General features: G+C 42.3%; 26 protein-coding genes. 16 read left to right on the top strand and 10 right to left on the bottom strand.

What is annotated here, in order from left to right; genetic code table 11:
- The first annotated feature begins 15 nt into the window (after positions 1–15).
- Positions 16–1,671, top strand: coding sequence for a Na/Pi symporter (locus GSF04_RS09415; protein ID WP_211859365.1), 1,656 nt, complete (start codon positions 16–18; stop codon positions 1,669–1,671).
- A gap of 24 nt (positions 1,672–1,695) precedes the next feature.
- On the opposite strand, the gene GSF04_RS09410 is transcribed toward GSF04_RS09415, so the two are convergent.
- The 4 genes from GSF04_RS09410 to GSF04_RS09395 all read right to left on the bottom strand — a co-directional run bounded on the left by GSF04_RS09410 (position 1,696) and on the right by GSF04_RS09395 (position 5,140).
- A complete protein-coding gene (locus tag GSF04_RS09410; protein ID WP_211859364.1) occupies positions 1,696–2,361 on the bottom strand; it encodes a DUF5034 domain-containing protein in 666 nt (221 codons plus the stop codon).
- 368 nt (positions 2,362–2,729) lie between these two features.
- On the bottom strand, positions 2,730–3,338 hold the full coding sequence (locus GSF04_RS09405) for a glutathione S-transferase family protein (protein ID WP_211859363.1): 609 nt from the start codon (positions 3,336–3,338) through the stop codon (positions 2,730–2,732).
- A gap of 23 nt (positions 3,339–3,361) precedes the next feature.
- A complete protein-coding gene (locus GSF04_RS09400; protein ID WP_211859924.1) occupies positions 3,362–4,423 on the bottom strand; it encodes an NADP-dependent oxidoreductase in 1,062 nt (353 codons plus the stop codon).
- Between the two features lie 24 nt (positions 4,424–4,447).
- The gene (locus tag GSF04_RS09395) at positions 4,448–5,140 is read right to left on the bottom strand and encodes a type 1 glutamine amidotransferase domain-containing protein (protein WP_211859362.1); all 693 of its coding nucleotides are present in this window, start codon (positions 5,138–5,140) and stop codon (positions 4,448–4,450) included.
- A 158-nt stretch (positions 5,141–5,298) separates the two neighbouring features.
- Between GSF04_RS09395 and GSF04_RS09390 the strand changes: the two genes are divergently transcribed.
- Positions 5,299–6,204, top strand: coding sequence for a LysR family transcriptional regulator (locus GSF04_RS09390; protein WP_211859361.1), 906 nt, complete (start codon positions 5,299–5,301; stop codon positions 6,202–6,204).
- Here the strand turns inward: GSF04_RS09390 and GSF04_RS09385 are convergent.
- The 3 genes from GSF04_RS09385 to GSF04_RS09375 form a co-directional block, all read right to left on the bottom strand.
- A complete protein-coding gene (locus GSF04_RS09385) occupies positions 6,180–6,785 on the bottom strand; it encodes a hypothetical protein (protein ID WP_249122459.1) in 606 nt (201 codons plus the stop codon). The genes GSF04_RS09390 and GSF04_RS09385 overlap by 25 nt on opposite strands.
- A 165-nt stretch (positions 6,786–6,950) precedes the next feature.
- Positions 6,951–8,795, bottom strand: coding sequence for a hypothetical protein (locus tag GSF04_RS09380; protein WP_211859360.1), 1,845 nt, complete (start codon positions 8,793–8,795; stop codon positions 6,951–6,953).
- Positions 8,796–9,074: 279 nt separating this feature from the next.
- Positions 9,075–9,257 (bottom strand): LytTR family DNA-binding domain-containing protein, encoded by a 183-nt coding sequence (locus GSF04_RS09375; RefSeq protein WP_249122458.1) that lies wholly within the window; start codon positions 9,255–9,257, stop codon positions 9,075–9,077.
- 73 nt (positions 9,258–9,330) lie between these two features.
- Here GSF04_RS09375 and GSF04_RS09370 point away from each other — a divergent pair, with 73 nt between their 5' ends.
- The 9 genes from GSF04_RS09370 to GSF04_RS09330 all read left to right on the top strand — a co-directional run bounded on the left by GSF04_RS09370 (position 9,331) and on the right by GSF04_RS09330 (position 17,597).
- A complete protein-coding gene (locus GSF04_RS09370) occupies positions 9,331–9,639 on the top strand; it encodes a hypothetical protein (RefSeq protein WP_010370578.1) in 309 nt (102 codons plus the stop codon).
- Positions 9,640–9,801: 162 nt separating this feature from the next.
- Positions 9,802–10,497: a fimbria/pilus periplasmic chaperone gene (locus GSF04_RS09365; RefSeq protein WP_130126760.1), complete on the top strand. Its 696-nt coding sequence runs from the start codon at positions 9,802–9,804 to the stop codon at positions 10,495–10,497.
- Between the two features lie 11 nt (positions 10,498–10,508).
- Complete coding sequence (locus GSF04_RS09360) at positions 10,509–12,968, top strand: fimbria/pilus outer membrane usher protein (protein WP_211859359.1); 2,460 nt, start codon at positions 10,509–10,511, stop codon at positions 12,966–12,968.
- A complete protein-coding gene (locus GSF04_RS09355; RefSeq protein ID WP_211859358.1) occupies positions 12,965–13,828 on the top strand; it encodes a hypothetical protein in 864 nt (287 codons plus the stop codon). The genes GSF04_RS09360 and GSF04_RS09355 overlap by 4 nt, the downstream gene beginning before the upstream one ends.
- A 171-nt stretch (positions 13,829–13,999) precedes the next feature.
- Positions 14,000–14,500, top strand: a complete 501-nt coding sequence (locus GSF04_RS09350) for a hypothetical protein (protein ID WP_211859357.1) — start codon at positions 14,000–14,002, stop codon at positions 14,498–14,500.
- Between the two features lie 221 nt (positions 14,501–14,721).
- The gene (locus GSF04_RS09345; RefSeq protein ID WP_211859356.1) at positions 14,722–15,225 is read left to right on the top strand and encodes a hypothetical protein; all 504 of its coding nucleotides are present in this window, start codon (positions 14,722–14,724) and stop codon (positions 15,223–15,225) included.
- A 398-nt stretch (positions 15,226–15,623) separates the two neighbouring features.
- The gene (locus GSF04_RS09340) at positions 15,624–16,397 is read left to right on the top strand and encodes a hypothetical protein (protein ID WP_211859355.1); all 774 of its coding nucleotides are present in this window, start codon (positions 15,624–15,626) and stop codon (positions 16,395–16,397) included.
- Positions 16,398–16,635: 238 nt separating this feature from the next.
- On the top strand, positions 16,636–16,950 hold the full coding sequence (locus tag GSF04_RS09335; protein WP_010370561.1) for a DUF6172 family protein: 315 nt from the start codon (positions 16,636–16,638) through the stop codon (positions 16,948–16,950).
- A gap of 143 nt (positions 16,951–17,093) precedes the next feature.
- Complete coding sequence (locus GSF04_RS09330) at positions 17,094–17,597, top strand: RNA methyltransferase (protein ID WP_211859354.1); 504 nt, start codon at positions 17,094–17,096, stop codon at positions 17,595–17,597.
- A 21-nt stretch (positions 17,598–17,618) separates the two neighbouring features.
- On the opposite strand, the gene GSF04_RS09325 is transcribed toward GSF04_RS09330, so the two are convergent.
- Together GSF04_RS09325 and GSF04_RS09320 are read right to left on the bottom strand one after the other, a co-directional pair.
- A complete protein-coding gene (locus GSF04_RS09325) occupies positions 17,619–18,626 on the bottom strand; it encodes a fatty acid desaturase (protein ID WP_211859353.1) in 1,008 nt (335 codons plus the stop codon).
- A gap of 511 nt (positions 18,627–19,137) precedes the next feature.
- Positions 19,138–19,575 (bottom strand): thioesterase family protein, encoded by a 438-nt coding sequence (locus tag GSF04_RS09320; RefSeq protein ID WP_211859352.1) that lies wholly within the window; start codon positions 19,573–19,575, stop codon positions 19,138–19,140.
- A gap of 534 nt (positions 19,576–20,109) precedes the next feature.
- On the opposite strand from GSF04_RS09320, the gene GSF04_RS09315 reads away from it, so the two are divergent.
- Positions 20,110–20,424 carry a hypothetical protein gene (locus GSF04_RS09315; protein WP_211859351.1) on the top strand — a complete coding sequence of 105 codons (315 nt, stop codon included), beginning with the start codon at positions 20,110–20,112 and terminating at the stop codon, positions 20,422–20,424.
- Between the two features lie 614 nt (positions 20,425–21,038).
- On the opposite strand, the gene GSF04_RS09310 is transcribed toward GSF04_RS09315, so the two are convergent.
- Entirely contained in the window at positions 21,039–21,749 is a 711-nt protein-coding gene (locus tag GSF04_RS09310) for an amino acid adenylation (protein ID WP_211859350.1), read from the bottom strand.
- 269 nt (positions 21,750–22,018) lie between these two features.
- Here GSF04_RS09310 and GSF04_RS09305 point away from each other — a divergent pair, with 269 nt between their 5' ends.
- From GSF04_RS09305 to GSF04_RS09290, 4 genes are read left to right on the top strand one after another with little or no spacing between them, the layout of a single operon-like run.
- Positions 22,019–22,204: a helix-turn-helix domain-containing protein gene (locus GSF04_RS09305; protein WP_062570374.1), complete on the top strand. Its 186-nt coding sequence runs from the start codon at positions 22,019–22,021 to the stop codon at positions 22,202–22,204.
- Positions 22,205–22,217: 13 nt separating this feature from the next.
- A complete protein-coding gene (locus GSF04_RS09300; RefSeq protein ID WP_211859349.1) occupies positions 22,218–23,132 on the top strand; it encodes a restriction endonuclease in 915 nt (304 codons plus the stop codon).
- Between the two features lie 19 nt (positions 23,133–23,151).
- Positions 23,152–25,197 carry a class I SAM-dependent DNA methyltransferase gene (locus GSF04_RS09295; protein WP_211859348.1) on the top strand — a complete coding sequence of 682 codons (2,046 nt, stop codon included), beginning with the start codon at positions 23,152–23,154 and terminating at the stop codon, positions 25,195–25,197.
- Positions 25,194–26,507, top strand: a complete 1,314-nt coding sequence (locus GSF04_RS09290; RefSeq protein ID WP_211859347.1) for a restriction endonuclease subunit S — start codon at positions 25,194–25,196, stop codon at positions 26,505–26,507. The genes GSF04_RS09295 and GSF04_RS09290 overlap by 4 nt, the downstream gene beginning before the upstream one ends.
- Positions 26,508–26,514 lie beyond the last annotated feature (7 nt).

The raw sequence follows: 26,514 nt of genomic DNA, 5'->3' as shown, positions 1-26,514 counted from the left end.
ATACGTGGAAGGGATATGGAAACACTTCAACTTGCAGGAACGCTACTCGGCGGTTTGGGGATATTTTTAGTTGCGATAAGTATGATGACAGACGGCCTGAAACTAGCGGCTGGCTCGTCACTGCGCCGAGTGCTTGGAGTGTGGACCAAAACCCCTCAGCGCGGTATTGCATCTGGCTTTTGCATGACAGCCTTAGTGCAGTCATCCAGCGCGGTTACCGTGGCCTCTTTGGGCTTTGTAAATGCCGGTCTTATTACCATGCATCAGGCGCTTGGTATTGTCTATGGCGCCAATGTTGGCACCACCATCACTGGCTGGTTGGTAGCCGCGGTTGGATTTAAATTTAATATCCAAGCTATTGCACTCCCCTTGATAGGCATTGGTGCCTTGATGAAGTTACTACTTCCTCGCTCGCGACTGGCGTCGGCAGGCATGGCCTTGGTTGGTTTTGGGCTATTTTTTATCGGTATTGATATTCTCAAAGGTGCATTTGAGCATATTGTCGCTGCTTTTGATTTAAGCCAATTTACCGCAGAGGGAATAAACGGCATGTTGACCTTTTTGCTGGTGGGTATGGTGATGACAACCCTCACTCAATCCTCCAGTGCTTCCATCGCCTTGACCATTACCGCCGCTGCTAGTGGCATGATTGGATTATATGCCGCAGGCGCGATGGTCATCGGCGCAAACGTCGGCACCACGTCAACATCTATGCTGGCATCCATTGGCGCAACAGCTAATGCTAAACGCGTCGCGGCGGCTCAGGTCATATTTAATGTATTCACCGCGATGGTCGCTTTCGCGGTGTTACCTGCGTTGTTTTATCTCATCAACCATTTTACCGCGCTTTTCGGCGTCACTGCTGATCCTGCGTTGTCATTGGCACTTTTTCATACTTTGTTTAATATTTTGGGCGTGCTACTCATCTTTCCACTCAATGACAGGCTTGCTGGCTTTTTAATGAAACGTTTTTGCAGTGCCGAGGAGACGGCTTCGAGGCCACGCTTTTTAGATAATACCATCGCCCAAACGCCAGAGCTTGCAATCAATGCGTTATTGCTTGAGTCCAAACTCGTTGCAGATAAGGTGTTGGCCCAATTTGATAAATGCCTACTCCCGACCGATAAACTCGCGGTTGAACAGGCACTCCATGCAGTTCAATCTCTATGTCAACAAATTAGCCTTTTTATTGTGTCGGTAGAGCAATCAGCATTATCATCACAGACCACCTCACTACTCGCTAAACTCATGCGTATTGAGCAATATTTGTTTACTTGTAGTCACTGTGTAGAACAATTAACGGAACACGCTCCATATAAGCAACTCGCAGAGCATCATGACTTGCATGCACAATTGAATGAATACCAAGCCCAACTTAGCCACTTCATGAAAACCAGCTTACACGGGCAAAACGTAACACCTACTGAGCTGTTGCTGGCGCAAGAGGCATTACAACGTTTACATGACGATGTGAAAGACGACTTAATTCTAGCAGGTACTCACGCGTCACTGGCGATAGATAAGATGGTAAGCAATATCAATACACTAGCGGAAATGTGGCAACTTTCACAGCAGTGGCATAAAGCGATGTTGCTGATCCATGCCATTGAAGCGCAGCTAGAGCTACCTCAATCAAGCATTCAAAGCAGTGAACACAGCACCACAGCTTAGCGCTGTGGTGCGATACTTTTAGTATTACTCGGTAAAACTGAGCTCTTGAGATTCAAGCGAAAATTGCTCGCCGGTATCCAGTGAAATTTCAATATAAAATACATGGTTCTGTTTGTAAGTGGGCTCACTATTCAGTGCAAACTGGATAAATTCGCTCGCTTTTTTATCTTCCATATCTAAAAATTCAGATATTGAAAAGTAGTCATTTTCACCATTATCCAGCCTACGATAATCAACCTGATTTGAGTAATCAGAACCGATATACACGATGTCAAACACCTCATTTAAGCTTGAACCTGCCGGAAACTCGTCACTAAACGCAGCGCTAGAGGTAATATTTATATCCGTAATTTTTTCATCGGTATAGGGAGGAACAGGTGAACAGGCATAAGCGGTGCTAATTAAAGAAAACTCAAAGCTCGGTGCGCTTAACTGCGCTACAGACTGCGTATCAGCTTTAAGCTGAAATACGAGTGTTTGATACGAAATAGGTTCAACGCCATCATATTCAGTGTTAACCCACTCATCTACCTGATCAGCGCTAAATTCACCGAGGTTAAAGCCGGTTATATCAAACCTTGAGTTGCCAACACCACCACATTGACCATCATCAGGACCACTACTGTCGCTATTACACCCCACTAACCCTACCGCTAATACTGCGCTTGCAAATATCAATTTTGCTTTCATTCTGGCTCCTTTTCCAGCTGAGTAAAGTCTCTATTTTGAGTCCAGCCAAGAAAAAAATAAAGTGTTGAACCTGCTTAGTTTGTTATTAAATGTTCTTGTAAAAACCGAGTTTAATTCGACTTAGCCAGTGTAGGGATAAAAAGAGGTAGAGTGCTAATATTTTATATAACTTCTGCTTTAGGAGATTAACCAAACACGCAGTGAAAGGCACTGCTATGAATTGATTCGAAATTCGGTGACTGGCACCTTATTAAACGGCAAAAAAATGTAAAAGCAGACATGTTGACGGCGCGATCTTAGGTAGGGGAAGTCGGCGTGCGAAAGTAACTTTTGCAAAAGCCAGAGCAAACCTCTGGCTTTTAAACAGGCTAACCGTGACTTCGTGCAGCTTGATATGCACCGCGAGCTTGCACTTTTTCAAGATAAGCTTTGATATTGCCATGCGCTGCGAGTAAACCAACTTTATCTGCGATTTCTAGCATCACCGTCATCATAATATCGGCGGCGGTAAAGTCGTTGCCTGCAAAATAGCTTTGCTTGGCGAGTGTGGCATCTATATAAGAAAAGTCGACATTGACTTCTTTAGCAATGTAACCATCCATTGGTTTATCGCCTGTACGTTTCTCCATCTTCATCATCAAAGTTGCTATCACCGGCAGCGCCAATGACCCCTCAGCAAAGTGCAACCATTCTTGATATTGATAGTATTCAGGAGTCCCCACATCTGGTCGCAAACGACTGTCTTCTGCCTTGTCGAGCAAATACTCCATAATGGCTCCTGACTCACATAAAACTAGGTTGTCATCGACCAGCACAGGCGCTTTCCCAAGCGGATGCACCTGTTTTAGGCTTTCAGGCGCAAGGCGCGTTTCAGAGTTTCGCTGGTGCTCAACAAGGTCATAAGGCATGTCGAGTTCATGTAAAAGCCAAAGTACTCTTGTCGAGCGTGATTCGTTTAAGTGGTGAACAGTTAACATCTAATTTTTCCTGATAAATATAATTATACGAGTTCGTCTGGACCTAAGCGCACGACAAGTTTGCCGAAGTTTTTACCTTCCAATAAGCCAATAAATGCCTCGACTGTGTTATCCATCCCCTCGACTAAGTGCTCTTTGTACTTAATCTTGCCCGCGTTTAACCATGGCAGCATGGCTTCGCTGAACTCGTTGTATCTATGTCCATAGTCGTCGAATACAATAAAGCCTTGCATTTTCACTCGCTTAATCAGCAGTGTCGCCATTAGCATCGACATACGATCAGGCCCCGATGGCAACTCAGTGGCATTATATTGAGAGATCAACCCACAAAGTGGAACCCGGGCACTTGAGTTAAGCAATGGCATCACCGCATCGAACACCTTGCCACCCACATTTTCAAAATAGACGTCAATTCCTGATGGGCATGCCTGTGCTAACTGCTCAGCGAGATCGTCCTTGCGATGATCAAGGCAGGCATCAAAACCAAGTGTCTCGGTAGCGTAACTGCATTTTTCGGCGCCACCAGCGATGCCTATTACTCTACAGCCTTGCAGTTTTGCTATTTGTCCAACAAGGCTACCTACAGCACCTGTTGCTGCGGCAACGACTACAGTTTCTCCAGCTTTTGGCTGACCGATATCCATCAGTCCCATGTAGGCGGTAAGGCCTGGCATCCCTAACACGCCCAAGCTATATGATGGGTTGGGTAAATTGTTGTCTAACTTAAGTAAGCCAGTGCCATCCGAAACGCTGTAGTCTTGCCAGCCGCTCATCGCGAGTACCCAGTCACCTTTGGCGAATTTAGGGTTATTTGACGCTTCAACTCGGGATACTGTGCCACCTACCATCGCTTCACCGATAGCAACCGGCTCAGCGTAAGATTTTGCATCGCTCATACGGCCACGCATGTATGGATCTAACGACAAAAAGACGGTACGAAGGAGCACTTCCCCCTCTTTCGGCGTTGGGATCTGTGCTTCTTCATAATTGAAATTTTCTTGCGTTGGTGCACCATGTGGGCGTGACGCTAAGGTAATGCGACGATTCGTTTGTGCGTTTTGAGTTTGGTTTATTGCGTTACTCATCATTTATTCCTTTTAATAAGCAGGTTACAGCTGGTTTAGGTACGTCAGCATTTTCTCAGCGACAAGTTCAGAGCTTGCTGGATTTTGTCCTGTAAACAGTAAGCCATCTCTAACAGCAAACACATTCCAGTCATCCACTTTTTGGAAATCTGCACCTCGTTTAACCAGCTCATCTTCTAATAAAAATGGCACGACATCAGTTAGCCCAACGGCCTCCTCTTCACTATTCGTAAAACCAGACACCACTTTACCTTTTACCAGATACTCACCCGACGTGGTTTTTACATCCATTAGCACCGCCGAAGCGTGACACACCGTACCAACTGGTTTATCTGCTGCTAAAAAGGCGCTTATCAATTGGATTGAATTGGCATCTGTTGCTAAATCCCATAATGGTCCGTGACCGCCAGGATAAAACACAGCGTCAAAATCTGCCGCGCTCACCTCAGCCAGTGGCACCGTATTTGCCACCCGATCCTGCGTTTTTTGATCATCAAAATAGCGTTTAGTACTGTCGGTTTGGAAATCGGGCTGTTCACTTTTTGGGTCAATTGGCGGCTGACCACCTTTTGGTGAAGCAAGCGTTACTTCTACCCCTGCATCTACAAAGGCATAGTAAGGTGCGGCAAACTCTTCAATCCAAAATCCTGTTTTCTCACCTGTCTTGCCAAGTTCTGCATGTGACGTTAGCACCATTAAAATTTTCTTTGCTGTCATCAAAGTTACCTCTCATTCTTTCTTAAAACTTCAGGCTATTTAGCCTGCGGATAAATATAAAAGTATGAGCTTAAGACAAGTTAAACAATGCAGACAAAAGCTAACTCTTTGTTCAAACAATTGATACAATCAATTCATCTCAACCAGTGGAGTAATGCGTGGACATTTCGTTTGAGCAACTTAAAAGCATGGTCGTTTTTGCCCAAGTTATTGAGCAAGGCACCTTAAGCGGCGCCGCCAGGCATTTAAACTTGTCTCGTGCAGTGGTGAGTTATCATGTCAAAAAACTGGAGTCACAGTTAGGCATAAAATTGCTCAATCGCTCGACTCGCACTATTTCACTTACAGAGGCAGGTCGCGAATACTACCAGCGCTGCCGTGTGATTGCAGAGCAAGCCTTTGCCGCAAACCAGCAAATTGAGAATTTAAAGAAAGAGCCTATCGGTCTAATAAAGCTTACCTGCCCTGTTAATGTTGGCTTGCAAACCATAGTGCCTGCACTCAATGAATTTAGAGCCATGTATCCAAAGATTCAGCTCGATATCATGCTCACAGATGAAGTCGTCAATATCATCAAAGAAGGGATTGATCTGGCCATTCGAGGCGCACCACTTCCCGACTCAGGTTTGCAAGCCAGTAAACTTTCGGTGCTAAAAACCTGCCTGTGCGCATCGCCCAACTATGTGCAAAAGTACGGCGTCCCCAAGCACCCCACCGATCTCTACCAGCATCAATGGGTGATTTACAAGCTGACATCGGGCGCACTCACATTGAGTAAAGGGGCTCGGGCTTATAGCATCACGATGAAAGGCGATATAAGCACCAACAATGCAGCGGCACGCACCGCTTTTGTGGAGGGAGGTCATGGTCTTGGACGAATTCCAACTTACGATGCGTTACCAAAAATACAGGCCGGTACCTTGGTTCCCGTATTAGAAGATTACACACTTCCAGACATACATGTTTATGGCGTTTTCCCAGAAGGCAATGCCAACTCTAAAAAAGTGCGACTACTGCTCGATTTTCTAAAAGGGTATTTTCAGCGCCAATTGGTTGAAGCGTAAGCCTCAACCAATTGTGTATTTAACCTAGTAACTTTCAGCGGGTTTAAGTCCGTAGTGATGAGTCTGGGCTCTGCTACGCTTGGTTTTACCGTCAATACTTGGATAGGTAAATCATCTCCAACCTGCAACTTGTCATAAAAATCTTTGTTATCCAGAATAAACTCACCTTCACGACCGCCCTGAAATTGATAGCTGTACTCAACGAAATAGAAAGTCTCCTGATGCTCCACTTCTCGGTCATACTCGTCTCGGTGAACATAAGTGTTAGATTCAATTCTTTTGTTAGTAATGGTGCCGAAAAGGTGCTTACCAAACTCTTTCGTCAATTCTTTTTCGTAGTAGTAGCGAATACTTGATGGCAGGGAAAAAGCGTACATTCCAAGAGGTATCAAGATAAATATAGCGCCAAAAATAACAGCCCCAATACCTGCACCGTATTGCTCAGTTACCCCAATGTAAATGGTGAATCCACCAACAATACAAAACGGAATGCCAACGGAGATAACACCCAAATGCTTGCCAATTGCAGCAAACAAAAACTTCAGCTTTGTAGAGAGTGATAACGATTTTTCCTTGGTCATAACAGACTATGCTCCTTGCATAAGATTTATACTGCCATGATAATAAAATATTTAGCCCTTTTGGTCGAGCAGATACCTCAGCTGCTGAGTGAGATACTAATGTTGAGTGATCAATGAAATCACAAAGGTCAGAAGCTACTTTCTGACTTCATTGACTTTTGACACTTAAATGTTCTTAGCTATTAAATCGGCTTTCAACAAGCCACCTTTAGTAAACAATTTTGCTGAAAACTTAGGTTTTCTCCGTGCTCTATAGGCATCCAGAATTCGCTTAAGTCCATCAGCCTCCAGCAAAGAGATATTTACTTCAGTATCCATTTCCGCACTCTCAACAAAGTCATCAGAAAACGAGGGAGCGACGATTAAAACTTGAGCAACTCTTTTACCAGCACCTTCACATCTTCCTACATATGACTTTACTTGTCTTGAGGTCGTCGAGTACTTTGCAAAATCTCCGTTTTTACATGTCTTCGCTTCGCCTACAATTACATCATCCTCACTCAATGAAATGAGAATATCAGCCTTATCTTTCGAGGTGTTGATCGAACGTCTCAAATCTTCATCTACTTCAAGACCTAATTGTTCAAATATTGCCTTAGTTACTTCTTCGAATTTAACTCCTAATTCGGCTTCAGCTACTTCTATATTTTCACTTTTCAATTTAGCCAAATCTCGTCTCGCTAGAGCACCATAATTATCAATCAGTTTGTCTGTTGCATCAGCAAAGCTGCTAAGGATATTTAGCCTTAAGTTTCCTCGCTTTTTAATCCCCATACTTTCAACAACACTTTTCACTTCATCATTGGTCAACATATATAAAATATCATATGGTGTAATACTCAGCGCCCGCAATTTCTCGACATCTAGCTCCTCTTGTTCTTCAAGCTCGAATTCTTGTTTCAATATTGTAGCTAATGAAGGGAAGTGATTTTGCAGCGTCGAAAATAGCTCTTTAAATCCTGTAGCACTTAAAGCATTAAACTCTCGCTCCGAGCTTTGATTTAAAGCATTTAAGATTAGATCTATACGTTCTTCTATCGTTGAACCAAATTTATCCAATTCTAGATCTAGATCTTGTATCAATGTTTTTAAGCGATCTTTACAATCGTTGACTGGCGTACCCTCGCTAAACATGTCCACTTTTAGGATTTGAGTGACCGACAGCCCCAACTTGATTATATTTACGATCTTATCTTTTCTCTCAACACCACGAATTTTCTTTCTGTGGTTTTTAAGTACGTTTGAGAGCTCCGCATCAGTAAAGGTTCTAAGAATTCTTAGCAGATGCTTGTCGGCAAGTTCCTTTCCTTGTAGCCGGTGAAACAAGCTTACAATTTCATCAGGAACGTATACGGTTTGCCTTTTTCTACTTACAAAAACCAGTCCAATTTCTCGTAAATCATTAATTGCATCTTGCACACCATTCTTGGGGATTTGATCAATCAAATGCTCGATTCCAGCTTGATTATCTGAGGTAACATCAAGGTGCTTAGCTAATACATTAAGAATACCACGTTCATCATCCGTGATTTTCGCTTCTCTATTATTTCTTTCATCATTCGAATATGCTTCTTTTAGGCAAGCATGATAGATTCCTAACCGTTTTCCCTCGGAGAATATGTCATCATCACTGATACTTGCAATTTCAGAGCGCAATTCGTTAGCTTTGGAGTCAATGAGTTCCCATTCTTTTGTATATAAAGACTCAATCCAATTAACCCTAGCAATGCAGTTTCCATCTCTACTTAGAATATTTGTCAAAAGAGTAGCTTGAGCTCCCAACATCGCTAATTGTTCTTTTACCGACTTTTCAAAGTGAGGTAATACAATTTTAAATAGCTGAGTAATATCATTACTTGTTGCATTTTTAATTTGACCATCAAGTTTATTTAACTGAGTTGCTATTTTGTTGTCGTGCTTTACAGCTTCTAGACAAATCCTATCTATAGCATTTATAAATTTTGACTTCTCCACTTGATTGACCAGTGAAAGTACACTCGATAATTTCATGCGTTTCCTTAGTTTTTGTTTTCCTTGGTTCTTCATTACACAACGAAACTTTAGCATCTTAGCTAGTAAGGCTGCGCTTATTTACTAAATACACTACTAAAGCCGCGATACAAATTCACTATTTTTTTACATTTATACAAATAAAATTAGATTTAGATCTAACCAGTCAACTTTAGAGGCACAAAGATATATTTGTGAACAGAAAATGTCATATGAGAAACTTAAATCAAAAACTGTAATGTCCTTTGTGATATGTGGTCTAATTACAATATTCAAGGTTTAACTGAAGTTATTAGATGCTTTAAGCGTCGCCCTAACCGACGGGACAAGCCGACGACTGACGGGAACACTTGCTCCATTGGTTAATTTCAAGTTGCTTTGATTATTATCACTTTCTAATGACACCACTTCATTTAGATTAGTTAAATAAGAACGATGTGTTTTTACAAAAATAGAGGGCAAAGTAAGTTCGAGTTGTTGATTGCCCGCAAGCTTGAGTATAATTAGGCTTTTGGCCTCTTACATCCATAGCATTATGAAAAAGCTCTCAAAAGTACAAGAAAAACAGCAAGCTTTGGTACTGACCATTGCTGACAAACTCGAAGAACAAGCTCGTGCAGAAATTCCCGGCATGGTGCAATGTTGGTTTGATGTGGAATATCACTTGTTCCCCGGCTCATTAATACTCTTTTTCCAATTTGAGAACGAACAGGCACTGGAAGCCGCAAAGCCAGAACTCCTTAAATGGCAAAAGCGTTTAAGCGCCGCCATGCTGAAAAAAGGGGTGATTTTAAAGGATATGCGTAAACATTTAACCTTTACTTTGCTTGGTCCTGAAGACTGAAGCAATGTAGATTTATTCGGGTTTGTGAAAAACTGTCACTCTTCTAATTTCAACCATACTATTTGGTTATTATAAAAAAAAGCGTATATGTTACCCTTGTAATACCAAATAGTCTGGGTATCGTATAGCGGAAATTTTGGTCTTCTCAGTGTTGGAGTTTGAATGCGTATATTGTTGTTATTGCTGTTTTGTTTAGCAGCTCCGGCTTTGGCTTACCAAGTACAACCAATGATTGTCGACCTCTCGTCACATGGTAAAAAGTCACTCGTGACCTACCGCCTCCAAAACCCCAGTGACAATCCTTTACCCATCGAGATAGAGGTACTTAAACGTACTTTTGACGAGCACCAAAAAGAAGTGCTGATCAGCGCCGAAGAAGACTTTATTGTGCTGCCTCCGCAAGTGGAAGTACCGGCAAAAAGTTATCAAGTATTCAGAGCAAAATACCTAGGCTCGCCCGAACTCAAACAAACACAGTCTTATCGCATTGTCTTCAAACAGCTGCCACTTCCCGGAGAAGATGAAGCATCTGGCGTTAAAATGGTATTTAACTTTGCCACTTTAGTGTTTGTTAGTCCGGATGGTGTTCAATCGCAAATAAACAGCGCGCTGCAATGTGAAGAGCTAACCGAATGTACACTCACCCTAAGTAACCAAGGTGACCGAGTTCTGGACTTATCGCAGTTTGAATACCGTTTCCACGATGGCGCAACTGTCATAGATTGGGTGAAGTTTCAGTCAGTTACTGCGGGCCGTTTTATAATGCCAAATCACACTATGGTGATAAATTTACAGCCATTGCTCAATGACAAGCCGAGTAAAACAGTAGAGCTTATTAATCTACTGGCTTCTAAATAAAAAATAGCTAGATGTTAACAATGCGCTCAAGCCTGCGCTTGCCTCGTTTAAAACAATTTTGGTTTACTCCACTTTATCTGATGTGGACAGCCCCCGCATGGGCGGCGGTTTATTCAATGGATTTTCCCGTTCGGCTGAATAATGCCGAGGTGGGGCAAGTTTCTGCCTCTGTAGATGGATACGATTTAAAATCGGTTTCAGCCATGCAGCTGAAGGAAAATCTACAATCCGTATTAAGTAAAGACGTACTCGATTGGCTCTCAAGTCTTGAGGAGCACGAGGTCACCCTAGATATGTTACAAGCAAAGGGAATTACGCTTGATCTCAAGGCACAAGATCTCACTATAGACATGTCGCTAGCAGAAGCGGCCATGGCTACAGACACGCTTTCTTATGGCAGAAAGAAATACTTTGAACAACCAACACAAGAAGCGCGTTGGGCTTTACTGAATAATCTCAACCTAAACCATGAGCGTAGTGACAATAATCAAAACTACCACTCACAATTCGAATGGCTTATAAATGCCAATGTTGGCGGTAGCAACGGCATAAATATGCACAGTTCGGTTTTTTGGGAAAGCGGCAGCACCGAGCAAAGTCACGTCTACCGTGGTGATACGGCAGTATTTTACGATCAGCCCGAAAAACCGAGACGATTCACTTTAGGTGATACCCAAAGCAGTAATAATGGCCATTTATCGGGTGCTCCACTTGCAGGCTTCAAAGTCGCAAGCGCCTATTCAAAGCTGCAACCCCAACGTAAGATCACCCCAGGTAACAGCCAACAGTTTATGTTACCCCGCCCTGCAACACTTGAGATATTTATTAATGAGTTTTTGATTTCTAGAGTACGCCTCAAAGCGGGACGCTATGACCTCAATGACTTACCGCTGACTTCAGGCATAAATAATATTCACGTTGTTGCGACATATGCCAATGGTGAAACCCAGCACTTCCATTTTACTAGTCACTATAACTCTCGGCTATTGGCTCAAGGTGTGAGTGACTACTCGCTAGCAGTTGGTTTTTTATCGGTAGTAGATGATGGTCGTTATCATTATGACGACGACGCGCTGCTTTCTGGTAGTTACGAATATGGCGTTACCGATAAACTCTCACTTGGAGTTAATGGCGCGGCCCATCCACAAGGGCAAGTATTTGGCTCAATCACCACATTCAGTAGCCCTTTGGGCAATGTATCGCTGCGTTACTCGCAAAGTAAAACGTCTGATATTTCCGGCAATGCCCTCTCGATAGAAACAGAGCATAGTATTTTTGGTCATGGTAATTATGGCTCGCCCAACTTACGTTTGGGTTATGAAATCATGGAAGACTTTAGCAACTCGCCTTGGCTTGAAGAAGTCACGCTCAGCAATAACAAAAGGGCTTTTGCTGACTACAGCTATATTATCAACGACCACATAGACTTTACGCTCAACGCAACGCGGCAAGTAAATAATGAAGATTTGGTCACCAAGAACCTCTCTGCTGAGCTTAATTTTCGCTATGAAGGGGCTAGGGTAAGAGTTGGATATAACCATAATGCCAGCGACGACCCTCGTGTCGTCTCCGAAAATCAATTCGTGCTTAACTTTACGTGGAATCATTACAACCGCCAAGACAACGTCCGCACGAGAGCTCAATATAACAACCGTAGTAAAGTCGCCAGCGTAAGCTATGCCAAAACAAACAATAACTACGTCAATGACTATGGCTATGAATTACGGGCGGAAAAAGGCAGTGGGTATAGGCAAGAACAGCTAAAAGCCAGCCATACTAACGCATTTTTTAGAGCTGATATGACCGCAAGTAATTACACTCGCTCGCAATTTACGAGTGACAGCTCCGCCAGTGTAAACTTATCGTCAAGTATAGGTTTTGCTGATGGTCACTTTGGTATGGGCGCCACCACTACCACACCTTTTGCTGTAGTTACTAAGCATAAAACATTAAAAAATAACGACGTATTAGTTAACGTCGACCGCTCTGGCCGTGCACAAAACCAACCAACGCAACACATTGGCGCATTAATTGACTTGGGCACTGGCTACACCAACTATCAATTTAATATTGATGTACCCAACGCCCCTCTGGGTTATGATTGGGGTCCCGGCACTTATAAATTAGTAGGTGGCGCCAATACAGGGCACCATATTCAAGTAGGTTCGGACCTATCTTATACCGTGATAGGTACAATAGTCGACGAACAAGGCACACCTATTGCACTGGGAAGAGGACAAGTAATAAGGCAATCTAATGCCGGCGACAGTGATAACGCTCCGATCAACCGCACCTTTTTTACCAACCGAGTGGGTCGATTTGTTGTAGAAGGTATCAGTACAGGTAGCTACCTAATCGAAATTAATGACATCGTCGGACAATTTACCGTGAATGATGGCGAAAAACGATTTATCAAAATTGGCACCATCACGCTTGAGCAAGCACAATTACAGGGAGATCCAAACAAATGAAGTTCGCACTATTTTTGCTGCTTGCACTCAGCTATTTGATCTCGCCTATTGCATTGGCGAAGCGCAACAAATGTGATGGCAATTTTTTGGCGACCTCTAACTCAGCCGAGATAAAAGAAGAGTATGGCAATCGAGTAACTGTATATTTACCGCTAAAAATACAAGTCTCTGATTCGCTTTTAGATTGTGCCGATGAAATCTGGGTTGAAGATACGTATTATTATTCGTTTGTCTTCTCGGGCCCGACTGAAGATAAATACGGTAGACTGCTGGACTCTCAATACAAACGTATTAACGTTAAAAACGGTATCGCCAAAGCAGCCTTAACTAGCCGCTCTACACAAATGTGGATGCGCTTAAGGCACTACAGTTTGTTTCCTGCCGGTTATTACTATGGTGCGGTAAAAGTGTCTATTGTAAGGCGCAATAAGGTCATCGCAGAGCAATATCTGGAGATGACCTATTACGCCGAGCCACAAATCGCCATCTCGCTCGATAACTCAAGCAAAGGTAAAGTGTCGGGCGATGATGGTCACTACCTCATAGACTTAGGCGAACTAAAAACGAATATGCGCTTTTACTGGGGTATAAAAATATTGAGTAATAGCTCATACGATATCGTCCTAGACTCTGAATATAACGGCTTGCGTCATGAAACCAACAAACGAGCCCTTATTGATTACGCAATTAGTTTCGATAACGTCAAAATATCGTCATCAGAACGTTTAACGCGAAGCTATAATTTCTATCCCGGCGTCAGAGATTCGTGGTTTGGCTTTGAATTTCAGCTAGGTAATACCGAGCTTATGCCCGCAGGCTACTATCGCGACAATTTATCACTCACTGTCTACCCAAGATAACAACTTGAATTACAAGAACAAAAAAACAAAACAACAAAACAACAAAAAGAAAACAACAAAAAGAAAACAAACATTAAAAACATTGGCACACCAATTGCTTTTAATTTGAAATAACTAGGTATTCAACCTAACACAAATTATAAAGCAGTACTTTATTCAAGGGGATGCGCCATGAACACATTACTTAAATCACTATTTGTTGCCTCAGCAATCATGTCAATGACTGCGGCAGCTGCTGTAGTAGAAACAACAGGAAATGAAGCAAGTTTCACCTTTGAAGGTACTATTGAAGCCATGTGTAAAACTGATAGTGGCTCAAACAGCGTAACTAACTTAAATCTAGATTCTACTCAAGAAACTCAAGAAATTGGTACGCTAGACGTATGGTGTAACACAGGTGAAAATGCAACAACTGAATATAGCTCTGCTAACGGCGGCTTCTTAGTTGCTGATAACGGCAAAAACAGCAAAATTGCTTACACGCTAGATATCGGCAGCACTTCAGGTGTTGACTTACAAAGCGGTACTTATAAGCATCTAACTACGCTTGCAGGCACAGGCAGCGCAGGTGACACGCAAGCAACTACGTTAAAGATCACACCACAGTCAAATGGCTTAAACGATGCGGGTACATACTCTGATACCATCACTGTAACGGTTAGCCCTAACTAACAAAATAATGAGGCAGTGAGCGTTTGACAAAAGCACTCGTTGCCCTCCCCCAAATAAAGTAAATGGCCGGGCTAGTAATTATACATCCCGGCAATTAATTTATAGCGCTAAGATAATGTTCTACTCTCCCCAAATCTACAGATAAAATATCCCGTAGCCCGTGGTATTTCACTTGCAAATTGAGACATAACTGCTGTACTTTATTTGAGGGGGAAGAAGCCATGAACACCATACAAAAATTACTCTTTGCAGTTTTAGTAAGCGCATCTATGTTTGTGCATGCTGCAGTTATTGATACAACGGCTTCTGAAAGTAAATTCTCCTTTGAAGGCACTATAGACCCCACTTGCAAAACAATTAGTACTGAAAACAACACCACGGGACTAAACCTAGACGCATCCCAAACAACCCAGCAGATTGGCGTATTAGAGGTTTGGTGCAATACCGGCGAAAACGCAACCACTTCTTATAGCTCTGCCAATGGCGGATTTTTAGTTTCCGATAACGGTCAAGGCAGCAAACTGGCTTACACCCTAAATATTGGTGATAACGAAGGGATAGATCTGCAAAATGGTGTATATCAGCACACCAATGCAACAGCTGCAGGTACCGGTAGTAGTGGTGAAACCAAAGCAACGCCGTTGAATATCACCCCGCTTTCCAACGGCCTAAATGCCGCAGGTACTTACTCAGATGTCATCACAGTAACGGTAAGTTCAAACTAGCTACAAGATCAGAAAGCACCTTTGGCTTTTCTAAATAACCTGAGGTTTGGATAAGGAATGTTCCAACTCATTGTTTCTAAAGAACAACTTAGTTTTTTCCTTTTCTAGCCAGAGAGTTTTAGGGAAAACACCGCTTCCGCGTCCTGCTCTCGCTAAGGTACCTACATCCTGTAGGCAAGGCGAATTTACGCACCAATAGCTGGCTATTGGAAGTGAATTCAACGCAGTTAGCGCTAAAACAGGCTGCTAGAAAGGCATTAATTATCCGCAGCTCAGGTTAAATAGGCAAAGCTCTCCCCTTTCTCCATCGACTCACTTAACCCAGCCGATTCCATATTGCGTTATTTTCAAGTAAGCTGCTAAGGCTCCTTATAAATCTCAAAAAAGAGGAAAGTACGTTGGATAAGAGAATTGAACCTGAGCTTCCCAGTATTACGCCAGATTTAGATCAGGTTGAAGCCTATAAAAACTCCACCACTCAAGCGAGCCGTAAAACCTCAGCACCAAAAGAAAGTACCAAACAAACAAGCCAGCCCGCCAAAGGTATGGGGATGATGAATTGGTTGGGTGCAATTTCGATTATTGCGTTGGCTGCTGCGGCGTTTGCGCTCTACCAACAAAACTTAACAACCCAGGCACAATTACTCGAATCAACAAAGCGCATTGCCGAGCTTGAGCATACCCTCACCACCACAGATGAAGAGATGGACTTGTCCGCGGGTGCAATGCAAGCAAAATTGAACACACTAACCGAGCGCACAGACGAGCTTTGGTCGCAGATGGATAAACTATGGGCGTCAGCGTGGCGAAGAAACCAATCAGACATCAAAAAGCTCGAAGAGCAAGCAAGTAATAACGCTAAAAACCAGACCAGTACGACTACCAAAGTAGAAACGCTATCGCAGAGTCAAACGGAGCTTGCTTTAAAACTATCGCTATTAGAAGAACAACAGCAAGCCGCTAGTGTGCTAAAAAATCAAATTGCAGCCATTAATGGCGATGTTGATCAGTTAAAGTCTCAAGCACAAAGCAGAGACTCTAAACAGATAGAGATCGGCGCAAGCCTTACCCAAATAGAGATGACACAAACCGCACTGGCAGAAAAGCTAGAGCGTTTGGAGCGTAAATTGGCACCAGCCCCCACAACTCAAACGCAACCAAAAGCGAATTAATCCACCATTATCAATGGTTACGTTAGCAATACGGGTTGGCTGCGAACTCGCGCAACCAACTCAGCTTTTATTCTCTTGGACACTCATAAAGTCCCTCGCCAGTTCACAAAATATAACGTAAAATATCCTATTACATTCCTGTATTTATTCGCGCGTAAGCTTTACGCTTAAATCAATACACATTATCTACTCAGGCATACTGTTTTGCCGATTGAGTATTTCTTGCTTGAAGGCAACTATGAAAAAGACATTTGAACTAATTCACCCTAAAATCAAACTTGAAAGACGCGTTGACGCGGTTAAGCATGAGCTTAAAAAATACCTAAAGCGCGAGCGCAACAAAACTTTGCCAGCGGGCGCTGATTATTGGGATTTTGATTGTAAGTTTGGTAACACAGAGGCTGAAGCCGAGCCGGTGCACCTATCACAACTAAACAAGTTGATTGATAAAACGCAAACTGAAAACCTCACTTCCTTTTATGTTGAGATTTTAGCAAAGCCAGGCTATAGAAAATCAAACGATTTATCTGACGATGAGTTAGAAGACTACTAAGCCCAACTTCTGTAGGTCGAGCTTTAGCTCGACAACATCTACTCTCCCCCAACAATACCAACTGGCACAAAATCACGCGCATGATACAATCGCTCGTCGAATTTTTGGTGGCGTTACTGCCGGTATAGTGAGAATTAAAAAGTATGAGCGAGTCATTTGTAGCAATCGGATTGGTAAACCCTAAATCACCAACCAACGTGGGTGGCGTATTACGGGCCGCAGGTTGTTATGATGCGCAAGCCATCTACTTTAGTGGCAATCGTTATGCAAGGGCTGCAAAGTATCATACGGATACAAAAAACGTTGCCGACAACATTCCCATCAAACAAGTTGATGATTTTATCAGTTTAAAAGTAGCTGGCCGTGCGCTTGTCTGTGTGGAGCTGGTAGAGGGCGCAGCCCCACTGCCTCAGTTTGTTCACCCCGACAATGCGTTATACATTTTTGGTCCTGAAGATGGCAGCCTGCCACAGGAAATCGTGGATGCCGCCGATGCCGTGGCATATGTACCAACCACAGGTTGCATGAACTTAGCCGCGACAGTCAACGTGTTGTTATACGACCGTATGGCAAAACGCTCAACGGGATTTGATGCTAGTCAGATACTCACCAGCCGTGATATCAATAACCGCCTAACAGTTGGATAAGTTTTTGCTGTAAGCATCTTTTTATTTTTGACTAACCCGCTCTTTGTCCGGGTAGTGATTTGCATTTTTTAGGCTTTGTAAGTCATCAAAACGTACTCCGTGCTGAGCCATAACTGGGCGTACTTTTTTACTTATCAATTGTCGAATATAAAACGGTTGATTCGGTACAAAGTGATGGATCGTGTGCGTACGACCAAAATCAAAACAAAATAACTGAAACGGTAAAAACCAGCGACTGGTGATCACATGGGTCTGCTCTAACACATTACTCACGCCGCCATAATAATGCATTGAAGATGTGACAAGGTTTAAAGATGCTGAGCGGATCATATTAGGCACAATCAGCACCACCATTAAAAACTCAGCAACCGCTAGTAACTCTGCTCCCCACCTAGGTAATTCAAACGGTTGTATAAATTGCAGCACGTAATAAGTAATCACACCATATAAAGTCGCAAAATAAGCCGTGGCAAGCGGAAAGCCAGCATTAAAGACCTGCAAAAACGTAAAACCCTTGATTTCTCGACTAAACCGCTTGGCATTCAATAATAAACCTAGCAATCCATCTGTAACCACCACAGCTCGCAACCAAGGAGATTGGATACCATTACCCACCAAGCGCTCTTCTATGTCTTGTTCAGTACCAGACACTTTATGGTGATGTAAATGAATTTGCCTGCGATACCAAGGATTCACCGTATTTGGTCGCATAAGCCACACCGTCGACATCATAAAATGATATACAAATGGGCGGTTGCTAAAATACTGTTTATGGATCAAATCGTGCTCAAGTTCATGAGAAATAGAGGTAATAAAAGCCGCCAAGATAATACACAGCCATGCAGGAATAACGGCAAAATAGTAAAGCAAGGCAACGCCAATTAGCGCACTTAACGACAACAGCAAAATCACCATAGCAATACCGTTTTGCTGATTTAAAATAGGATAACGCGTTCGAAGCGACTGCTCTTCAGCTTGGATAGCAGTCACTATCGCTTTGATATTCTGCCTCGCAATTAATATTGGCATAGATAACTTAATTCACCTTTTGATATCAAGATCATAACGAAAACTCCTACTACCGTAGCAGCGGCTTTACGCCGCGACAACTTTCAAACAGCAACGCAACGAAACACCCAAACTCCGCGCTTCTATTGACTATCGTCCATCTCGTATTGTCGTAGCAGCGGCTTTACGCCGCGACCGCTTTTCAAACATCAATACAAAGCAACACCCAAACTCGAGTTTCTATTGATTATCGTCCATCTTATATTCCCGTAGCAGCGGCTTTATGCCGCGACAGTTTTTCAAACATCGATACAAAGCAATACCCAAACTCCGCGCTTCTATTGACTATCGTCCATCTTATATTCCCGTAGCAGCGGCTTTATGCCGCGACAGTTTTTCAAACATCGATACAAAGCAACACCTAAACTCCAAGCTTCTATTGACTATCGTCCATCTCACATTGTCGTAGCAGCGGCTTTACGCCGCGACAACTCTAAAACAGCGACGCAACGCAACACCCAAACTCGAGTTTCTATTGATTATCGTCCATCTCATATTGCTTCAAGATGGCCAGCATGCTCTCTGGAATTGGCGATTTTTTCCCTGTTTTCATATTAAACATCACCACATTCGCATACCCGGTTGTGCATACTGCTTGTTGTGATTCACTAAACGCCTCATAGCGCATGGTAAAACGATCTTCTTTGATATCAGTGATATATGAACCAATATGCAAGGTATCTGGAAAAGTGACGGGTCGTTTATATTGCGCGTAAGTATCACGTAAAACCGGACTATGGGTAGGTTCAGATAATACAGAAAGTAAGCCCGTTTGAGTCAAAAAATCGATTCGCGCGGTTTCAAAATAACGAAAATACGACACGTTATTCACATGCCCCAACGCATCCATTTCTCCCCATACCACATTCACTTTGGTGGTGATTGCAAACATTTCTAAAAATTCCTGCATGATGTTACCTTTAATTTTATTTATTGAACTTGAGAGTAACAACTCATCGTACCAGCAACAAGATTAATGAGATGATTTAAAGACAACTTGCTAGGATAAGGAAAGCAAAGCCAGCATTTCGCAGTGCAATCTTACGCTATCCCACGTAGGTCGCCATTTATGGCGAAAAATAATGCTTCAACTCCTTTTGATCTCGACAAAGCGGCAGATATAAGCACACGGAAAAAGCTGGGTTTTATAGCTTTGCTCTTGCATTGTACCCTACGTAGGTCGCCATTTATGGCGACAAGTAATGCTTCAGCTCCCTTTGTTTTCAGCGTAGCTTTAGATAGAAACACAATTCAAGCGAAATCCCTATCACTCAATCTCACAAAAAATTGACGCCTTTTATAGGTTCAACAACCAAGATAAATACACAATAAATTTTCTCAATACTTTCAATACATAAGCAAACAGCGGAGCAATATTTACAAGCTTGGTTTAAAAAATGCATCTGAAATCAAAATCAGAATTAAACTTAAACATGTCACCAATATGAACAAAAGCACAAATACAGTTTATGTACTGAGCGGTTACGCTAAATGCACCATCACTCAGCAAGGGAAGTACAAACCCGGCAACAAACACTCCATCGGCCTGCTAACCACAGACGAAAACTACGAAGATAACATCAATAAACTTGAAGCCTTTATTAAAGATTTAGGTTGGGACTCCATTACGTTTTGCATGGTCGAAACCGTTAACGACATCAGCACCCTATCCAACGACGTTTTGGTATCCAGTTTTCTTCGAGCTCAGCAAAATGGCCAGTCGTTAGTAGTAAACGATCTCCCTATTACCGTCCATTAAGGCGGTAAATGCACACTTCAAGGCCTGACTGTAAGCAATGGCGGCAAAAGCACTACGCAACTTTATACCGAGCTGAAGTTGATCGGGTGGGAGCGGCTTCACGCCGCGATCTTTTGATGGTTGCCATTTAAGGCTACGAACAATTCGTAGTCGCGACTATATGTCGCGACTTGTCTTTTGAATCCAACCTTCAACTTTGCCTCATGTTGCTTCGCCGGTAAGGCAAAACCAGAGAGGTACACTATTTGTCGCCATAAATGGCGATCTACATAGAGGTTTGGTGTGAAGTCTCAGCTATTCTTCGTTATAAGGGATCGCGGCGTGAAGCCGCTCCCACAAACCAAGAAAAGAGCCAAATATGTGTCTTCACCAAATCCACACCCACAAAAAAGCCGCCCTTTTTACAAAGGACGGCTTTTCAAAATTTGCTAAGTCGCGCTAAAGCGCGACCTACAACCCCTTGGCTCTTCTATTTTAACTAAACCGTGCAGGAGCGGCTTCACGCCGCGATCTTTAGATGCTTGCCAGCGACTACGAACAATTTGTAGCAGCGACTTTATGTCGCGACTTGTTTTTGGAGTCCAACCTTCAACTTTACCTTTTGATAAGCTACTCTACTTTCTATAATGCTTTAAATACACTACGTTGGATAAGTCACAAGCATTATGTGACGCAACTTCGTTCACATCCCCAAGGCACTCACTTTTAACCAAAGCTTGGCAATAGGCCAGTAACTCCTTTATCGGAATAACCTTCTCTTTACGCTTAGTTTCTTTGTTTGTTATTCGTTTTACGGACGTGTTTAGGTAAATAGCTAATTCAGTCGCTTGCCGGGCTGATAACTGGGATGCACCTTGCTCTCTTAAAATTTGTTCAACCCAAATCCCTGCATCGCAAATATGCCCATTTATACTTAAATCAGTATTTTTAACCCACTCAACGTTAAATGTTATGTCTGATAACTCACTCAACAACAAGGCTATTTCACTTCTAGGCATTCTTCCATCAGCGCTTTGATAGCTTTCCAATGTTTCCGCCAACATTGCCTGCCACTCCATAGTGAGTAACTTAGTTAACTCATCAACAGTTAGTCGTGCAGTAATTGGTATAAAGAAGACAAAGCGACTATTGGCTTCACAAACAATTATGGTCTTTTCATATGACTTGTATCGATTATCAATCACATGAGCTTGCCAGCACATAGCTGTGCTATCTGATTTCAGTGTCTTAACCCCCGCTTGTTTACCTTCACGCGTTGGTAATCTCGGCAGATCGGTTTTAAGCCATTTATTTAATACATTGCTGGCAAAGAATAGTAACTTCATCAGACTTTCTTTTCCGCTTTAGGCTGTTTTACCGCCATTTCTGAACTACTGAGGTAAGGAACCTTACCTGAAGGCACTATATTAGCAGCCGCCTCCAAATGCACGTCTTGATCATCAAAAAGGAGAGATACCTTCTTTGTGGCTTTACCCTGTAAGGTCTGAATGGGTTACTTCCACCCGCTCATAATGCCGATTGAGATCGCTTAGGATCAATTGCTAATTCCTCAATTTTCTCATACTATCAATCTGTTCACATACAGAGAGTAAACATGGCCGATGATATTTTGACCATTCAAGAGGTCGCCACCTACCTAAAGCTAAATGAAAAGACGGCATATCGTCTTGCAAGTGAAGGCAAATTACCTGGGTTCAAGGTGGGTGGTAGTTGGCGCTTTAAGCGCGTAGATTTGGAAAAGTGGATTGAAGAACAAAAGAGTCCTCAACCAAAAGAATAAATAAGGATGTTATATGATCCCTAGTTATCAAGAATTCATGCGCCCCTTTCTCGAAATTGCTCATCAAGCTGATGGCAAAGAAGTTAGATTACGCGATGTGATAAATCAGTTAGCTGATAAGTTCTGTCTATCTGAAGCTGAACGTGAAGAGACACTGCCAAGCGGCAGACAATCTATTCTTGATAACCGTGTTGGTTGGGCTAGGACTTACCTAACCAAAGCAGGCTTGCTTGAGACTACACGGCGAGCACATTTTGTGATCACCGCTCGTGGTATATCCGCTTTGCAAGATCCCAGTGTTAAAATTGACAATGACTATCTAAAGCAATTTGATGAATTTGTAGCATTTAAGCAAAAGACAAATGAATCTGATACGCCTAGCGTTGATGTAGAGTCAGAGAAAGACATCACCCCTGATGAAGCACTAAGAGCTGCTTACAAAAAGATTAACGATGCGCTAGCACAAGATATCCTAGACAGAACCCGTAAAGTCACCCCAGCCTTTTTTGAAGACCTGCTGATTGAACTACTCGTTGCCATGGGATATGGCGGTACAGGTGAAGGCGCAGCCCATGCACTTGGTAAAACGGGTGACAATGGCGTAGATGGTGTTATAGATCAAGACCCTTTAGGCGTAGATCAGATATACATACAAGCCAAGCGTTATGCAGAAGGCAATAACGTTGGTGCTAGTGACATTCGAGATTTCTTCGGCGCACTAAATCTAAAAAAAGCACAGAAAGGCATTTTCATTACAACATCTGAATTTACATCGTCAGCCATCGATACCGCACAAAACTTAGGTACTCGCATTGTACTTATAAATGGCACCGAATTAGCCAAACTCATGCTGCGATATAACATCGGCAGCCGAGACGAACAGGTACTGCACCTGAAGAAAATAGATGAAGACTTCTTTGAAATATAAGTTTGAGAATTAGACACACATGAACCAACAAGAAATCAAACAATTAGAAACCGAATTATGGGACAGCGCCAATTCGCTGCGTGCTAACTCCAAACTAACCGCAGCCGAATATAAAGATCCGGTGCTTGGTCTTATTCTTTTACGTTATGCACAAAACCGCTACGACCAAGCCAAAGAGCAAATTGAAGCAAGCATTCAAGAAGGTCCTCGTGGGAAACGAGCACCTACCAAAGATGACTTCTTAGCCGCTGGCGCAATGATGTTGCCGCAAGAGTCGCAATTCGACTATCTGGCAGATTTACCAGAATCAGAATCGCTTGATGAAGCCATTAATAACGCCATGAAACTCATTGAAGAGGCTTATCCAGATTTGGCAGGTGTATTACCGAAAAACTACCAAGAATTCGATACAGACCTTCTAAGAGAGCTTATTCGAGTATTTAACAAAGACTCAGTTAAGAAAATCAAAGGCGATATTTTCGGGCGAATCTACGAATTCTTCCTAATGAAGTTCTCAATGGACGGAGCTGGTGCTCAAGAAGGCGGAGAGTTCTTCACGCCGCCATCACTGGTTCAACTTATCGTAAACATGATCAAACCTGATCACGGTGTCATCCATGATCCCGCTTGTGGTTCAGGCGGCATGTTCGTACAAACGGGCCACTTTATTGAAGAGCTTGCTGAAAAAGAAAACCAAGATGCATCCGTCAATACCAAAGTAACTTGTTACGGCTCCGAACTAAAATCGAACAACACCCGTTTAGCCAAAATGAACTTAGCTATTCATGGTATTGAAGGTAAAATCATCGAGAGCAACAGCTTCTACTCAGATCCTCATTCGCTAGTTGGCAAGTGTGACTTTGTAATGGCTAACCCACCATTTAACGTAAAAAAAGTCGATAAGAAAAAAGATTACGTTAAAACCGATGTTCGTCTATTTAAAGATGTCGGTATTCCAAAAGCCGATAACGGCAATTACCTTTGGATTCAATATTTCTATCATTATCTAAACGAGCAAGGTCGTGCTGGTTTTGTTATGGCAAGTTCAGCGACTGACGCTGGTAACACCGAGAAAACCATTCGCCAAAAGCTGGTTGAAACAGGCGCTGTCGATTGTATCGTTGCGGTAGGTAATAATTTTTTCTATACCCGTTCTCTGCCTTGTCATGTCTGGTTTTTAGACAAAGGTAAAAGAGAAGAGAACAAAGACAAGATCTTAATGATCGATGCTCGTAATACCTTCCGAGTTGTCACCAATACCATTAACGATTACTCACCAGGTCAGTTAACTAACTTTAACGCCATCATGGAATCCTACCGTGGTGATGACACTGCTATTGCTTCAGCACAAACAATCCACAACCAAGAAGCAATCAACCTTGCCAAAGACATTGCGCTTGAAATCAATCAATTGCGTAAAGAGTGTAAAACCATCTTAGCAGCTCCCAATGCCGAGGACTTTAAGGGGGACAAACCAAACCTTGATTTCAGCTCAATTACCGCAGAGTTAGATGAAGTATTAAGTGTTGCAGATAACAGTGACTTTGACGTTTGCCATACGTGGAATAAACGCTTTAACCAACCTGTTGAAAAGCTATTTGCCTTAATCGAGCAATGCCAAGCAGATTCTGAAAAAGCCTTGGCTGACTTTAAAGCACTCAGTAAAGAAGACAAAGCTACCAAAGAAAGCAAACAGCTTAAAAAGCAATTGGATGCCAACAGCAAACTGCTTAAGTCATTAACCGCTGCCCTAAATGCTCATAAAACCCTACTCAAACAAGAATTAGCGGACTATAAACAACGCATTAAAGATTGGTCTTCATTAAGAGAAAACTTCCCTAACGACCAATATCAGGACGTAGAAGGCCTATGTAAAATAGTTAGTCGTAATGAAGTGGAGGAAAACGACTACAGCTTAACACCTGGAAGATATGTTGGTTACAAGATAGATATAGATCCAAATTTTAATTATGTAAGCAGAATGAATCAAATACATTCTGAATTAGATAACCTGAATAACTCTTCTCAGCAATTGCTCCAACTTATCAAAGAGGTGAAACTGTGACAGCATTACCTCATGGTTGGGAAGACCTAAAAATTAAAGATGTTGCCAGAATAGGTGATGGAGCTCATGCGAGCATACAACGATTAGACGAAGGTGTTCTTTATCTATCTTCTAAAAACTTTGGCCTTGAGAGATTAAATCTGAGCCAAGTAGATTATATTTCTCAAGAAGATTACGAAAAGCACTTTAGAGCAGACTCAAAAGCCATCACAAAGCCTCTGGAAAATGATGTTTTACTGGGAATTATTGGGAGTTTGGGGGCTCCTTACCTAGTTAAGAAAAGTGACTTATTCGGATTATCGAGTAGCGTCGCAATCGTTCGCCCAAATCAGTCTCTAATAGACCCGAACTATTTATATTACTGGTTTAAGTCTCCAACTTTTCAGCTTGCTATAAATCAAATAAAAAGTGGTGTTGCTCAGAGTTTTTTGAGTTTAGGAATGATCGGTAACCTTCCTTGTTATTTCCCTAAAGATTTAGAGCATCAAAAAAGTATCGCTGCCATATTGACCAGCTACGAAGACCTTATTGAAAACAACCTAAAACGCATTAAGTTGTTAGAAGAAATGGCGCAAATCACATACGAAGAGTGGTTTGTTCGTATGAAATTCCCCGGCCATGAAACCACTGTTTTTGATAAAGAAACAGGCCTACCTGAAGGTTGGGAAAAACGCCCAATTAGTGATTTTTGCGAAAAAATTACAGACGGAACTCACGATAGTCCCAAACAAGTTGAGCAGGGTGTCCCTTTAATCACAGGTAAGCATATTGAGAACGGATTCATTAATTTTGATGATGCTTATTTGATAAGCCATGAAGATCACGAAAAGATCAAGAAAAGAAGTGGGTTATCAAAATGGGATATTTTATTTTCAAACATAGGAACACTGGGTAATACAGGTGTCGTTACCCAAGATTTTGAATATAGCTGTAAAAATGTTGTTATCTTCAAGAGAAAACCGGGATTTGAATACTTCTTATATAGCTACTTGGCTAACGAACACACCGTAAACAAATTAGATAGTATGTCATCTGGTGTAGCCCAAAAATTTTACAGTTTGAAGTTTATCCGAGCACTTGAAGAGACACTTCCTGGCAATGATGTTATTGATAAATTTAATAAATTTGCAGAACCAATTTTGACAACAAAGTACAAATTACACGAGCAAATTAAGCTATTGAAAGAAGCCAGAGATATACTTCTTCCTCGATTAATGACAGGCATGATTGATATCGAACAAGTGGAATTGCCTGAAGCTATGTTGACACGCCTTGAACAACAAGAAGATAAAATGGCATCAGCCATATAAATATAAT

This window comes from Pseudoalteromonas sp. A22 (assembly GCF_018141345.1).
Classification (GTDB): Bacteria; Pseudomonadota; Gammaproteobacteria; order Enterobacterales; family Alteromonadaceae; genus Pseudoalteromonas; species Pseudoalteromonas maricaloris.
This window is presented reverse-complemented; position numbering and strand designations above follow the sequence as displayed.